18 protein-coding genes are annotated in these 13586 nt (G+C 58.7%); 8 read left to right on the top strand and 10 right to left on the bottom strand.

All coding sequences use genetic code 11. The features are described 5' to 3' along the window. On the top strand, positions 1-2183 hold a 2183-nt coding region (locus tag V5E99_RS30455), incomplete at its 5' end, for a TonB-dependent receptor (RefSeq protein ID WP_499806199.1). A gap of 142 nt (positions 2184-2325) precedes the next feature. Here V5E99_RS30455 and V5E99_RS30450 read toward each other — a convergent pair. The 5 genes from V5E99_RS30450 to V5E99_RS30430 form a co-directional block, all read right to left on the bottom strand. Further along, positions 2326-2622 (bottom strand): DUF1244 domain-containing protein, encoded by a 297-nt coding sequence (locus V5E99_RS30450; protein WP_499806198.1) that lies wholly within the window; start codon positions 2620-2622, stop codon positions 2326-2328. Positions 2623-2718: 96 nt separating this feature from the next. After that, a complete protein-coding gene (gene folX / locus V5E99_RS30445) occupies positions 2719-3090 on the bottom strand; it encodes a dihydroneopterin triphosphate 2'-epimerase (RefSeq protein WP_201195761.1) in 372 nt (123 codons plus the stop codon). Positions 3091-3092: 2 nt separating this feature from the next. Next, positions 3093-3668 (bottom strand): GTP cyclohydrolase I FolE, encoded by a 576-nt coding sequence (folE, locus tag V5E99_RS30440; protein ID WP_499806197.1) that lies wholly within the window; start codon positions 3666-3668, stop codon positions 3093-3095. Between the two features lie 22 nt (positions 3669-3690). Beyond that, complete coding sequence (folM, locus tag V5E99_RS30435; protein WP_499806196.1) at positions 3691-4401, bottom strand: dihydromonapterin reductase; 711 nt, start codon at positions 4399-4401, stop codon at positions 3691-3693. A gap of 156 nt (positions 4402-4557) precedes the next feature. Further along, positions 4558-5127, bottom strand: a complete 570-nt coding sequence (locus V5E99_RS30430; RefSeq protein WP_499806195.1) for an antibiotic biosynthesis monooxygenase — start codon at positions 5125-5127, stop codon at positions 4558-4560. A gap of 212 nt (positions 5128-5339) precedes the next feature. Here V5E99_RS30430 and V5E99_RS30425 point away from each other — a divergent pair, with 212 nt between their 5' ends. Further along, positions 5340-6299 (top strand): MerR family transcriptional regulator, encoded by a 960-nt coding sequence (locus V5E99_RS30425; protein ID WP_499806194.1) that lies wholly within the window; start codon positions 5340-5342, stop codon positions 6297-6299. A 3-nt stretch (positions 6300-6302) separates the two neighbouring features. Here the strand turns inward: V5E99_RS30425 and V5E99_RS30420 are convergent, their stop codons facing one another. Together V5E99_RS30420 and V5E99_RS30415 are read right to left on the bottom strand one after the other, a co-directional pair. Then, positions 6303-6908: a hypothetical protein gene (locus V5E99_RS30420; RefSeq protein ID WP_054616118.1), complete on the bottom strand. Its 606-nt coding sequence runs from the start codon at positions 6906-6908 to the stop codon at positions 6303-6305. Between the two features lie 54 nt (positions 6909-6962). Continuing rightward, a complete protein-coding gene (locus V5E99_RS30415) occupies positions 6963-7439 on the bottom strand; it encodes a PAS domain-containing protein (protein WP_499806193.1) in 477 nt (158 codons plus the stop codon). A gap of 151 nt (positions 7440-7590) precedes the next feature. Here V5E99_RS30415 and V5E99_RS30410 point away from each other — a divergent pair, with 151 nt between their 5' ends. Next, entirely contained in the window at positions 7591-8046 is a 456-nt protein-coding gene (locus V5E99_RS30410; protein WP_499806192.1) for a flavodoxin, read from the top strand. Here the strand turns inward: V5E99_RS30410 and V5E99_RS30405 are convergent. Continuing rightward, positions 8027-8923 carry a LysR family transcriptional regulator gene (locus tag V5E99_RS30405; RefSeq protein ID WP_499806191.1) on the bottom strand — a complete coding sequence of 299 codons (897 nt, stop codon included), beginning with the start codon at positions 8921-8923 and terminating at the stop codon, positions 8027-8029. The two genes, V5E99_RS30410 and V5E99_RS30405, sit on opposite strands and share 20 nt — an antisense overlap. 95 nt (positions 8924-9018) lie before the next feature. Between V5E99_RS30405 and V5E99_RS30400 the strand changes: the two genes are divergently transcribed. The 5 genes from V5E99_RS30400 to V5E99_RS30380 all read left to right on the top strand — a co-directional run bounded on the left by V5E99_RS30400 (position 9019) and on the right by V5E99_RS30380 (position 13026). After that, positions 9019-9405 (top strand): CidA/LrgA family protein, encoded by a 387-nt coding sequence (locus V5E99_RS30400; RefSeq protein WP_499806190.1) that lies wholly within the window; start codon positions 9019-9021, stop codon positions 9403-9405. Then, positions 9395-10081, top strand: a complete 687-nt coding sequence (locus V5E99_RS30395) for an LrgB family protein (RefSeq protein WP_499806189.1) — start codon at positions 9395-9397, stop codon at positions 10079-10081. Before V5E99_RS30400 ends, V5E99_RS30395 begins: the two co-directional genes overlap by 11 nt. Before the next feature lie 146 nt (positions 10082-10227). Next, positions 10228-11010, top strand: coding sequence for a class II aldolase/adducin family protein (locus tag V5E99_RS30390; RefSeq protein ID WP_499806188.1), 783 nt, complete (start codon positions 10228-10230; stop codon positions 11008-11010). Continuing rightward, the gene (locus V5E99_RS30385) at positions 11010-11912 is read left to right on the top strand and encodes an alpha/beta fold hydrolase (protein ID WP_499806187.1); all 903 of its coding nucleotides are present in this window, start codon (positions 11010-11012) and stop codon (positions 11910-11912) included. Before V5E99_RS30390 ends, V5E99_RS30385 begins: the two co-directional genes overlap by 1 nt. Before the next feature lie 202 nt (positions 11913-12114). Beyond that, positions 12115-13026, top strand: coding sequence for an SDR family oxidoreductase (locus tag V5E99_RS30380; protein ID WP_499806186.1), 912 nt, complete (start codon positions 12115-12117; stop codon positions 13024-13026). A 49-nt stretch (positions 13027-13075) separates the two neighbouring features. Here V5E99_RS30380 and V5E99_RS30375 read toward each other — a convergent pair whose 3' ends face one another. Both V5E99_RS30375 and V5E99_RS30370 read right to left on the bottom strand, forming a co-directional pair. After that, a complete protein-coding gene (locus V5E99_RS30375) occupies positions 13076-13336 on the bottom strand; it encodes a bacteriocin immunity protein (RefSeq protein WP_499806185.1) in 261 nt (86 codons plus the stop codon). Next, on the bottom strand, positions 13329-13586 hold a 258-nt coding region (locus V5E99_RS30370; protein ID WP_499806184.1), incomplete at its 5' end, for an HNH endonuclease signature motif containing protein. The genes V5E99_RS30370 and V5E99_RS30375, both read right to left, overlap by 8 nt.

Genomic DNA, 13586 nt, shown 5'->3' with positions numbered 1-13586 from the left:
CTAGCGATACCCAACCGCTGATTTCCGATGATTTCGATCGCAATAAATCAGCTTCGGTATTGGACACGTTGTCGCAACAGACTCCAGGCCTTGAGATCTCCGATGTCCAAGGCAACCCGTTCTCCCAGGACATCAATTTGCGTGGCTTCAGGGCTTCTGCTGTTCAAGGAACCCCCCAGGGGCTGGCCGTTTATCTCAATGGCGTGCGTATCAACGAAGCGTTTGGCGATACCGTGAATTTTGACCTGGTGCCAACGGTAGCCATTGACCGCGCAGACGTGTGGACCAGCAACCCGGTCTTCGGACTTAACGCCCTCGGCGGGGCGATCAATCTGCAACTCAAGAATGGCTTTACCTATGACGGACTGGAAGCAGAGGTCACAGGAGGATCATTCGGACGAATCGGCAACTCTCTCCAATACGGCGCTCAAAAAGATAACTGGGCCGTTTACACCTCCGCTGAAGAAATCCATGAAGATGGCTGGCGTGATCACTCCGCTTCCAGGATCAAGCGGTTTTACACCGACCTTGGGTACAAGGACGACAATCGAGAGTTCCATCTGAACATCTCGGGCGCGTCGAACACGCTGGGTGTCATTGGCCCGACCCCCGTCGAGGAGTTGAGCCGTAAATACTCGAGCGTCTACACGTTCCCCCAGACAACAGAAAACAATATGTTGATGATCGGCCTTAACGGCAAGGTATCGATCAATGACAACTGGGCGGTGCAAAGCAATATCTACGTGCGTCATTTCGACCAGAAACATGTCGATGGCAACACCTCCGATGTTGCTGGATGTGCGGATGATCCAACTCTGTTATGCCTTGGCGGTGCGCTCGGGCAGAACGCTGCGAGTGGAGAAAATCTATCCTCGAGCTTGCTGACTGGCACCGGATCGAACCAGGGGATCGCCGGGTCGATAGACCGGACCCACGTCGACTCTGACACGGTTGGCGGCTCTCTCCAGACCACGTATGACGGTTCGCTCCTGAGCCTGGACAATCATTTTGTAGCAGGCGCCAACATCGACTATTCCAGCCTGTCGTTTTCTGGAAGCAATGAGCTCGGGACGATACCGGACACAACGATAGACCCTTACGTGATCGGCTCCGGAATCACTTACCAGACCACCGACGGATTGATTCAGCCAGTCAGGCTAAGAGCGAAGAATACTTATCAGGGGCTGTTTGCCTCCGATACGCTCGACATCACAGATCGTTTGTCGGCCACGGCCGGTGCGCGGCTGAATATCGCTCAGATCAACCTGAATGACTCGCTGGGAACCTCCCCCGAACTCACCGGTAATCATCGCTACACTCGCTTGAATCCACTCGCGGGCCTCACGTACAAGCTAACGCCAGACCTGACGGTCTACGGCGGCTACTCCGAAGCCAACCGTGCCCCCACACCGCTTGAACTGGGTTGTGCAGACCCGGCGAAACCCTGCTTGCTCGAAGGCTTTCTGGTGTCAGACCCCACCCTGAAGCAGGTGGTCTCAAGGACATACGAGGCCGGTCTTCGTGGTCACAGCACGGTGACCGCCGACTCGGCGATTGACTGGAAAGTCGGCGCCTTCCGTACTAACAACAGCGATGACATCGTCAGTCAGCCCAGCAGCCTGGTCCCAGGCTTTGGCTACTATGTGAATGCGGGCAAAACCCGTCGACAGGGTATCGACGCATTCATCCAGTACCGAACCACCGACTGGTCTGCCTACACGACGCTGGCCTATGTTGATGCAACCTACCAATCCAGCCTGACCCTGGTCTCGGCCAACAATCCGGAGGCCGATGCAAACGGCAATATCTCTGTCACCCCCGGCGACAAAATCCCTGGTATTTCGCCGTTACAACTGAAAATGGGCGCTGATTATAAATTGACCCCTGCCTTGAGCCTGGGGGCAGATACGATCGCCAACAGTAGTCAGCACTATATTGGCGACGATTCAAACCGGAATGCCAAGTTGGGCGGGTATGCGGTTTTCAATGTCCACAGCGCCTATCAACTCACCGACAAAATCAAACTGTTCGCGAAACTGGACAATGCCTTTGATCGCAAATATGCCACTTACGGTACTTTCGCTGCCGTTGGTGACATCCCCTCGCTTGGGCTATCAAATCCCCAAACAATCACCCCTGCGGCGCCTCGAGCGATGTATGGCGGCTTCAATGTGAAATTCTGAGCCCCTCAACACGGGTAGTTCGTGTTGAGAGGGGGCACAGGACGTGAATCACTCCTGGTTTTTGCGCTGCTTTTGCTGAGCCGATAGGGCTTCGTTCACCGCGAGTCCGGACCATGTAACGGTGCAGGCACTTGGCAAGCGCTTAATCTTTGGGTTTTCCTTTGGCGAACGCCGCTTGTTGCTCGGCGCTGGCTTCTTGCTGGTATTGGGCTTTCCATTCGGCGTACGGCATGCCGTAAACCACTTCACGGGCGTCGTCGAGGCTGACCTCGATCTGGCGTTCGTCGGCAGCGGCCTTGTACCACTTGGACAGGCAGTTGCGGCAGAAACCCGAGAGGTTCATCAGGTCGATGTTTTGCACATCCTTGCGGCTGTCCAGGTGGGCAACCAGCCGGCGGAAGGCGGCGGCTTCAAGTTCCAGGCGTTGTTGATCGTTCATGGTTGTCTCGAAGAGACAGCTTCAAGCGGCAAGCTTCAAGCTGCAAGATGGATTGCGGTGCGGCGAAGTTTACAGCTTGCCGCTTGAAGCTTGAAGCTAGCGGCTCGCTGCCAGCGTTATCGACACCGACTCGGCAAATCGCAGGGCGTGGGGTTTATCGACTTCCACTTCGGCGTACAGCACCGATTCGTTGGCCATGACCAGGTCCAGCAGTTCCTGGGTCAGGCGTTCGAGCAGGGCAAAGCGATTGCCCTCCACGTGGGCGATGATCGCCTTGGTGATGGTGCGGTAGTTCAGCGCGTGATCGATGTCGTTGTCGCGCACCGCTTCTTGTGCCGCGTACAGGATGGTCAGGTTGATCAACACATCCTGCTTGTTGAGGATTTCGTCCTCGTTGATGCCGATGAAAGTGCGCAGGCACAGGTCCTTGACCCGGATGCGCGCCATTCCTGGTTGAAGTTGTGGCATTGCTACTTGCTCCGTCCAATCAATTGCAGGAACTCCTGGCGGGTGTTGCTCGACTCGCGGAAGGCGCCGAGCATCACCGAGGTGTTCATGGTCGAATTCTGTTTCTCGACGCCGCGCATCATCATGCACATGTGCTTGGCCTCGATCACCACTGCGACACCGGCGGCGTCCGTCACTTGCTGAACGGCGTCGGCGATCTGCCGGGTGAGGTTTTCCTGAATTTGCAGGCGTCGGGCGAACATGTCCACCAGGCGTGCGATCTTCGACAGGCCCAACACCTTGCCGGTCGGAATATAAGCCACGTGGGCCTTGCCGATGAAGGGCAGCAGGTGGTGCTCGCACAACGAATAGAGCTCGATGTCGGCGACGATGATCATTTCGTCGGTATCGGACGAAAACAGCGCGCCGTTAACGATCTCCTCGACGCTTTGCTCGTAGCCATGACACAGGTACTGCATGGCTTTGGCCGCGCGCATCGGTGTGTCTTGCAGACCTTCGCGGTCGGGGTCTTCGCCGACGCCGATGAGGATCTCTCGGTAGTTCTGGGACAGGGCATTCTGGGGCAGGGATAACGTCATGGTGCATCCTCGCGGGGGCGGCTTATTTGACGTGCCGTCCGCCGTTGACGGTCAGGGTCGTGCCGGTGACATAAGGGTTATCGAGCAAGTAGCGCAGGCTCTGGTAGATCACTTCGCTGCCGGGTTCGATGCCCAGCGCGGACTTGGCCAGGGCCTTGGCACGGTACGCCGCGTCGTCGTCGGGGTTGAACAATAGCAGGGCAGGGGCGATACCGTTGACCTTGATCGTTGGCGCATATTTCGCGGCGAAGGACAGGGTCAGGCTGTCGAGCCCGGCTTTGCTGGCGCAATAGCCGATATGCCGGCTGCTGCCCTTGCGGGTCACATCGTCGCTGATGTGCACGATGTCAGCCGGGCTTGAGCGTTGCAACAAGTCGGCGCAGTGCAGGTTGATCAGGTAGGGCGCGAGCATGTGCACGTTGAACATCCGGGTAAAGGCCTGCGCCTCGGTGTCCGGTGTTTCGGCCAGCCACTCGGAGGCATTGTGGACAATCGCCCGCAGGCTGTCGGTGTGGGTGTTGAGTTCACTGATGAACGCGAGGATGCCGGCTTCGCTGGCGAAGTCTGCAAACAGCGCCGTCGCGCCCAGATCGCGCAAGGTCTGCACGCCGGGGCGTTCGCTGCGGTAGCTGAAGATCACGCGGTGACCATCTTCAAGCAAACGCCGCGCGCAGTGCAAACCGACACGCTGGCCGGCACCGGTGATGAGGATTGGGGCTGCGGAAGAGGTCATGAACGGCTCGCGTCGCGGTAAGAGCAAAACTATACCAGCGACGACAACCGTTCACCTACGACCTGTAGGAGCATGGCTCGCCCGCGATTGAGACGACTCGGTCTTTCTGTCAGACCGCGTCATCGTTCATCGCGGGCAAGCCTTGCTCCTGCGGGATCAGCGGTTTTGCGGGGAAGGCGTGGCAGGTAATGACCGGGCCGGCGCGCTGTGCAGCCAGTTCGCCAGCAAATGCGTGGACAGCGGAATAAAGAAGTAGACCATCAAGGGCGTCAGGCACAAGGTACTGATGAACACCCGAGGCAACAGGCTCATTTCGCCGAGCAACGGCCCCAGCACAAAGTTGAACAGCAGCGACACCGGGAAAAACGCCAGCCAGATCGCCACGGCCTGTTTCCAGCGTGGTGGACGTTGGCCGACCGCGCCGAACCAGCCTTCGATGCCGCTGACCCGATGTTCGGTCGGATGCGCAAACAAGTCGCTGCCGCGTCCCAACCAGGCGGTGCGAGAGACGGAATGCTCCCAGGCGTGCAGGGTCTTTTCGTCGGCGAAGCGGAAGATAATCTGGAATTCGTTATCGTCGGGCGGCGGAGCGAGCACGCCAGAGCCAAGATAACCGGGGAAGTCGGTGGCCAGTTGTTCGCCTTCGTGCAACCAGGCTATCAGGTCCTGATAACGGCCATCGGCAACGCGGCGCGCCACCATCAGCGTGACGGGGGAGGTAGACATTTTGTATCTCCGTAAAACGATCGCGTGACTCCGGGTAGGAGTTTCGCCAGGCACAGCGCCGGGGTAGTGGGCTGCGTCTTTGGACAAGCAAGGATTATTCCTGAATATGAAAATTACACCAGAGACATTCGTCGTCCGCCAACACACTTGAATGATTGCGGGGGATAGGCGTTAGAATAGGATCCAATTTGCCTACGGACACCCGCCACCCAATGCCTGTCCTGACTGACGTTGTCCCTGGCTTGCCGCCAGTTGCTTCCCTGGAACGGGAAGAACTCTTTCCTATTCGAGAGGTGTCGCGCCTTACCGGGATCAATCCGGTCACGCTGCGGGCCTGGGAACGTCGTTACGGTCTGATTCAACCGACGCGCACCGAAAGCGGGCATCGGCTGTACTCCATGACCGATATCGAGACTGTTCGTAGCATCCTCGGCTGGATCGACCGTGGCGTGGCGGTCAGCAAGGTCGGCAAGATACTGGCCAAGACCGAGCCGCTCAAAGCCCTCTCGAACATTATCCCCAATGAACTCATTCTTGCTGACTACGCCCAATGGCAACAGCAAGTGCATGAGGCTGTCAGCGCGTTTGACGACATTCAACTGGAGCGGGTCTACGGGCAGATTTTTTCCAGTTATTCGCTGCCCGTGGTCTTCCAGGACATTCTGATGCCGCTCTGGAAACAACTGTTACAGCGTCAGGACATGTTCGGCCAGACCAGCGAGTGGTTGTTCTTCGATGGTTTTCTGCGATCGCGCGTGCTGCAGCGCCTTTTGCTGGTACGAGACACCTCGCCGCGCCGGATCGTTGTCAGCGCACTCGCCGGCCAGTGCCGTGAACTCGAACTGCTCGTCGCTGCGCTGTTTCTGAGCGGGGCGGATTCAGGGGTGCGGGTGCTCACAATCGGCCAGCCATTCGATGAGCTGGCGCTGATTTGCGAAAGAGTCAAACCCCGGGTGCTGGTGCTGTTTTCCAACCATGCCCCGACGCCGGAGCTGCCGCGCCGACTGAATCGTCTGGCCATGAGCGTGGATTGCCAACTGATGCTCGCCGGTGATGCGTCCGATCTGGCGCAGGAAAGCCTGGCCGGTTCCTCGATCGGTTGCCTGGGTAACGAAGGTTTGTTGATGCGACAACGTCTGAAGCAGTTCCTGGCGGGCAACCTGGATACTTGAAACTCAGACGTGCAGGGCAGGATGGGTCAAGCGATGTTGCTGAAGGATGAACTGGCGCAGGCGTTCGGTTTCGTCCTTGTCGCTTTGGCTCAGCTGATACGCGAAGAAACCTTGCTCGGTTTCCCGTTCGAACGTGCCGCGCAGCGCAATGCGCTCGTAACCTGAAGGGCTGAACCACAACGCGAAATGCTTCGGCGGTTTGGTCTTGTTGCGCACTTCCAGCAAAACCCCTTTGAACGAGACTTCGTGGACCCACATCGTGCCGGGCTGGCCCTTGGCATTCTCCAGCGCCACCGGCTCTTCCAGCGTCAGGCGCCAAGGGCGGACCATCGGCCCGTCTTCAAAAATACTCGGCACGCCCAGGCGCAAATGCAGCGCGTGGAACTCGTCCTCCACCAGATGCAGCGGGAAGGTCATTTGCTGATTTTCGAAGTTGGCCTGGATGGTGACTTGCTCATGGGCTGCCAGCCGTGTGAGCAGGTCACGGATTTGCGAACCACCATTGACGAGCAGGCTCGACGTCGCATCCCGCACATTGAGCTGCGGGTTGTGTTGCATGGTCTGGATGAAATCCAGCTCATCCTGAGTGAGGAGTGCGTCGCGTTGCATGGCTTGCTCGAAAGAAATAGTTACAAAGTCATTGGTGATTGTAGTTAATGACAACTAGTTCGCTGATTTGTTTGCGCCGTTCGTCGCTTTGAGTGCGGCCAGCTCAGCTTGCAATTCAGCCACTTGCGCTTCCAGTTGCGCGACACGCTGCTGCGCCTTGACCTGCACCGTGACATCTTTTTGCACGCCGATGAAATAGGTTTGCCCGTCGCTTTCATTCTTGACCGTAGAAACGGACAGCTCATTCCAGAACGGTGTGCCGTCCTTGCGGTAATTGCGCAGTATTTCCCGGCACGATTGGCCACTGCTCAACGCCTCGCGAATCAGCGACAACGCCTCTTGATCCCGATCGCCGGCCTGCAGGAAGCGGCAGTCCTGGTAGAGGATTTCTTCGCTGGTGTATCCGGTGATGCGCTCGAATGCCGGGTTGACGTAAATCAGGATGTTGTCCAGCTCGCCTTCCTTTTCGGCAATCACGATGCCGTCGTTGGAGGCGTTGATCACCATTTTCAGCAGTTGCGCGTTGATCATCGGAGAATCCTTTCCGAGTTGATTGAGCGCTGCATTCTAGAAGAACAAAAAGCACTGTCTACTGGCCATCAGCACTTATTGCGCGTTGATCGCAGGTTTTTTGCCGGTGCTGTTAATATCGCCGGTCTTTTACCGCTTCAGGATCAGATTGATGAAAGTCGCCATCCTTTCGGGCTCGGTGTACGGCACGGCTGAAGAAGTCGCCCGGCACGCTGCGAATATTTTGAAAACCGCCGGTTTCGAGACCTGGCACAACCCTCGCGCCAGCCTGACCGATGTTCAGGCGTTTGGCCCCGACGCGTTTCTGGCCGTGACTTCGACCACCGGCATGGGCGAGTTGCCGGACAACCTGCAACCGTTGTATTTGATGATTCGTGATCAATTGCCTGCGGCGTGGCGTGGTTTGCCCGGCGCGGTCATCGGCCTGGGCGATGCGAGCTATGGCGACACGTTCTGCGGCGGCGGCGAGCAGATGCGCGAGCTGTTCGCGGAGCTGGGTTTGCGTGAAGTCCTGCCGATGCTGCGCCTGGACGCCAGCGAAAGCGTGACCCCGGAAACCGACGCCGAGCCTTGGCTGGCCGAACTGGTCAGCGCTCTGCGCGACTGACCGGACGCTCGCGCAACAGGGCGAGCCAGGCCTGGGCGGCTTTCGACAGGTACGCGCCCTGGCGCCAGATAAAGGCAATGTCCCAGCGCAAATAATCCGGTGCATTCAAGGTCAGGCGTACCACGCCTGGCCGCACCAGCCCCCGCGCCACCACGCGCGGCAACAACACCACGCCTTGCCCGGCGGCCACCAGTGCCGCGAGAAAATCCGCCTGGCCGCTGCGCCCGCCTTCCTTGGGGGTAAACCCCATTTGCTGGCAGGCCTGGAGCAAACGGTCGTTGAGCACGAAACTGCGCTGATACAGCAGGAACGGCGTGTCGGCCAATTCCTCCAAACCAATCACAGTCTTCGTGGCCAACGGATGATCGGCCGGCAACAAGGCGTCCAGCGGTTCATCGCAGAATGGCTGAAACGCGAATTGCGGATCTTTCGGCAACAGGCTGCCGCCCAGTTCCAGTTCCCCGCTCATCACCGCCTGCTCGATGTTCAGGCTGCCGCCCTCCAGCAATTGAATGCTGATGTTCGGGTAGCGCCGCCGGTACTCGGCAAACAGCTCGGCGAAGAGTGCGTCACTGCCCAGCAGCGGCAAACCGAGGCGCAACTCCCCGCGAGCCAATTGGCTCAAGTCATCCAGTTCGCTGAGCAATTCATTGCGCAAGCGCAGCATGCCTTCGGCCCGTTGCAACACCACGCTGCCGGCGGCGGTCAGGCGCAATTGCGAGCCCAGGCGTTCGAGCAGCGGCGTGCCGAGGCTTTGCTCAAGCTGCGCCACTTGCTTGCTCACCGCCGACTGGCTGATGTGCAAGGTCTTGGCGGCTTGGGTGAAACCGCCCTGATGCATGACTTCGATGAAGCTGCGTAGTTGTTTGAATTCCATGGCCTGATTCCATTTTTGAATGGTGGCGAGTCTAACAATTCGCTTCTGGGATAGCAGCCTGCTCCTTAAAATGAGCGCCTGTGAGGACCGACACCATGAACGCCAAAACCATTAAATACCTGTCCCGACTCGTCGCCGAATTGGCCGTACTGCTGGCGATTTACCTGCTCGGCTGCCAGTTGGCCGCGTGGCTTGCCTGGCCGATACCGGGCGGCGTGATCGGCATGGCGTTGTTGCTGCTGGCGTTCGCCTTCGGCTGGGTCAAACCGGCGGCGTTGCAGATGGGCGCCGGGTTGTTGATGGCCGAGATGCTGTTGTTCTTTATTCCCGCCCTGATGAGCCTGCTCGATTACGGCGGCCTGCTGCGCGACGACGGCTGGCGGATTTTGCTGGTGATCGGAGTCAGCACCTTGATGGTCATGCTGGTGACGGCGTTTACCGTTGAGTGGGTCGTGCGATTGAGGAAGTCCCATGAAGCTTGAATGGATGCCGATGTTCTGGCTGGCCTTCACCTTGCTCGCCTACCTGTTCAGCCGCTGGCTCTATCGGCGTACCGGGCGTTATCTGCTGTCGCCGCTGATTCTGGTTCCGGTCTTGCTGCTGGCGCTCGCCGTGCCGCTGCACACCGCTTATGCCGAATATTCGAGCAACACCCATTGGCTGATGCTGGTGCTGGGCCCGGTCACTGTGGCCTTCGCCGTACCAATCTGGCAGCAACGGCAGATGCTGGCGCGGCATTGGCCGGCGTTGTTGCTCGGGATGCTGGCCGGCAGCGCGGCGTCCATCGGCACGTCGTTCGGCCTGGCCAAGGCGTTGGCACTGGACAGTTCGGTGACGATGTCGCTGGTGCCGCGTTCGATCACCACGCCGTTCGCCATGCCGATGGCCCATGACCTGGGCGGCGTGCCGGAATTGACGGCAGTGTTCGTGATGTTCACCGGGGTGTTCGGGGCGATGCTCGGCGGCATCCTGCTCAAGTGGTTGCCGCTGCGCAGTGCCCTGGCCCGTGGTGCGTTGTTTGGCGTTGGTGCTCACGGTGCCGGGGTCAGTCGCGCCCATGAGGTGGGCGGTGAAGAGGGCTCGGTGGCGGGGTTGGTCATGGTGTTGACGGGGCTGCTGAATCTGTTCGCCGCCCCCATGTTGGCGTCGATGCTTTAAGTCGGTGGCAGGACATGGATCCAAGCTGATTGCCGCACTGACTCGCTCGGCCATCAAGCTGGCTGCCAATGCAACTACACGAATTCCGGAGGCTGACTAGACTGCTGACACGTGAGCAAAATAATAAAAACCAGGAGGTTCTTGCCGTGAGTGTCGCCCCCGCCCAATCCCCCTTCAGTGTCAAAGATCAGGTCAGTGCCGCCGAGTGGCAGACCCGCGTTGATCTGGCGGCCTGTTATCGCCTGGTCGCGCTGCATGGCTGGGATGATCTGATCTTTACCCACATCTCGGCCAAGGTGCCGGGTACCGAAGATTTCCTGATCAACCCGTTCGGGCTGATGTTTCACGAGATCACCGCGTCGAGCCTGGTGAAGGTCGATCAGGCCGGCAACAAGCTGATGGACAGCCCCTACGAGATCAACCCGGCCGGGTACACCATTCACAGCGCCGTGCATGAAGTGCGTCACGACGTTGTCTGTGTGCTGCATACCCACACCGCCGCTGGGGTTGCGGTGTCGGCGCAGAAACAGGGCATTTTGCCCATCAGCCAGCAATCGTTGTTCGTGCTGTCGAGCCTGGCGTATCACGCTTACGAAGGCGTGGCGCTGAACCACGAAGAGAAGGCGCGGCTGCAAGCCGACCTCGGTGAAAACAATTTCCTGATGCTGCACAACCACGGTCTGCTGACCTGCGGCGGCACCATCGCCGACACCTTTTTGATGATGTTCACCTTCCAGCGCGCTTGCGATATCCAGGTGCTGGCGCAAAACGGCGGGGCCGAACTGATCGCCATCGAACCGCAGATTCTGGCGGGCGCCAAAGCGATGATTGCCGGCGTGACCAAAAGTGCTCAAGGAATGGGCGGCGCGCTGGCCTGGCCGGCGCTGCTGCGCAAACTCGATCAACAAGCCCCGGGTTATAAACTCTAATGGCACTCCCCGAGATTCCTCTGTGTGTCTGGCGCAAACGCGGCCAGACGTTCGTCTTCCGTGGCCAGGCCATCCGTTACTGGACGGCCGGGCAGGGTGAGCCGCTGCTGCTGATCCACGGCTTCCCGACCGCCAGTTGGGATTGGCATTACCTGTGGCAGCCGCTCACGCAACGTTATCGGGTGATTGCCTGCGACATGCTCGGCTTCGGTGATTCGGCCAAACCGGTGAACCACGAGTACAGCCTGCTGGAGCAAGCCGACTTGCAACAGGCCCTGCTGGCACATCTGAACATCGAGCAGCCGGTGCACCTGCTGGCCCACGATTACGGTGACAGCGTGGCTCAGGAATTGCTGGCCCGGCATCACGAGGCACGGGTGAATATCGCCAGTTGCGTGTTCCTCAATGGCGGTCTGTTTCCCGAAACCCACCGCCCGTTGCTGGCGCAAAAACTCTTGCTCAGTCCGTTGGGCTGGATGATCGGCCGCGCCTTTACCCGTGACGCGCTGGTGAAAAATTTCCGCCCGATCTTCGGCCCCCAGACCCGGCCCAGCGAAAGCGAAATGGATGATTTCTGGAGCCTGATCGACAGCAATCGCGGGCCGCGGATCATGCACAAGTTGATCGGCTACATTCCGGAGCGGCGGGTTCAGCGCGATCGCTGGGTCGGCGCCATGCAGCTTGGGGACGTGCCGTTGCGGGTGATTGATGGCGAGGTCGATCCGATTTCCGGTGCGCACATGGTCGAGCGCTACCGGGAACTGATCCCCAACCCTGACACGGTGCTGTTGCCCGGCATCGGCCACTACCCGCAGACCGAAGCGCCGGCGCAGGTGCTTGAGCACTACCTGGAGTTTCGCGCTCGGCTGGTGTCGGCCCCCCTCAAACGGGCGTGTTCCTGAAAAGATCGCAGCCTTCGGCAGCTCCTACGGGTGTATGTCATGCCAATGTAGGAGCTGCCGAAGGCTGCGATCTTTCTCTAACATCCGCCTCATCATCCCCCTGCCTTATCGCACACCATTCACTCCCCTCGTCTTGATTGTGACCCGCCGCCCCGTGCCTGACACTCGAGGTCATCGTCCCTTGGCCTGCTGGAGTCCCCCCATGAATGAGTCTGTGCGCTTCGAAGATAAAGTCGTGATCATCACCGGCGCCGGTGGCGGCCTCGGGCGGGCCCATGCGCTGCTGTTCGCCAAGCAGGGCGCCAAAGTGCTGGTCAACGATCTCGGCGGCACGGCTCAGGGAGAAGGCGCCAACGCTTCGGCGGCCGACCGCGTGGTCGCTGAAATTCGCGAGGCGGGCGGCATTGCCGAAGCCAACCACGATTCCGTCACCGACGGTGACAAACTGGTGCAGAACGCCCTCGACGTGTTTGGTCGTGTCGATGTGGTGGTCAACAACGCCGGCATCCTGCGGGACAAGACCTTCCACAAAATGGACGATGCCGATTGGGACCTGGTTTACCGCGTCCACGTCGAAGGCGCCTACAAAGTGACCCGCGCCGCGTGGCCGCATCTGCGCGAGCAAAATTACGGCCGGGTGATCTTCACCGCCTCGACCTCGGGCATCTACGGCAACTTCGGCCAGTCCAACTACGGCATGGCCAAACTCGGCCTCTACGGCCTGACCCGCACCCTGGCCATCGAAGGGCGCAAGAACAACATCCTGGTCAACGCCATCGCCCCCACCGGCGGCACGCGCATGACCGAAGGCCTGATCCCGCCGCAAGTGTTCGAGCAACTGAAACCGGAACTGGTCAGCCCGTTGGTGGTGTACCTGGCCAGCGAAAATTGCCAGGAAACCTCCGGGCTGTTCGAAGTGGGTGGCGGCTGGATGGGCAAGGTGCGTTGGGAGCGCAGCCTCGGCGCCGGGTTTGATCCTCGGGTGGGGTTCTCCCCGGAAGACGTCGCGGCGCATTGGCAGCAGATCTGCGATTTCGACGGCGCGGCGCATCCGAAGGACAACATTGAAGCGTTGAAGGAAATGATGGCGAATTTGCAGAAGTATACGATTTAACAAGTAGAGTGAAGGGAGCAAGTTTGAATGCTTGCTCCCCTGCTTATGCTTATTCTTCGGGTTTGAAGCCTGATTTTCCGTTCGCTGCCCGCCATAGCTTTACTTTTTCAATGATAGCTTCGGGCGTGGATTCTTCGTCTGAATCTGCATAGTAAATCAAGTCAGACCCGTCCGGATGTTCTGTCAACTCTTCAAATAAGAGTACCGCATTGATTTGATCCTTTTCATTTGGGTGCTCAGACCAGCAGATCACATTTAGAAATTCGAGAAATTCTGATTCGGTATAGTCTGAAATATTAGATTTACTCATTTCCTTTTTCTCCTTTGTGAAGTTCTGAGTGTCGTTTGGGAGTAATAACCCGAATGTTGTCAATGTCGTATACACCGCCGCCCTCGGAAACAAGGTTCACATGATGGAGTTCAAATTTTACTTTGCCTCCCAATCTGTCATTTTTACGCGTGAAAGGAGCTCTTCCGTTTTTCATTTCGTGAGAATTGTTGGCAGTGAACTGGTGAGCTAATTCAGGGTCGTCAATCGCTACTCGCCAGAACTCCTCTCT

Source organism: Janthinobacterium sp. LPB2021202312-11-4, assembly GCF_037049705.1.
In the GTDB taxonomy this organism is placed as follows: Bacteria; Pseudomonadota; Gammaproteobacteria; order Pseudomonadales; family Pseudomonadaceae; genus Aquipseudomonas.
The sequence above is the reverse complement of the archived record's forward strand: the minus strand, read 5'-3'. Positions and strand labels throughout refer to the sequence as shown.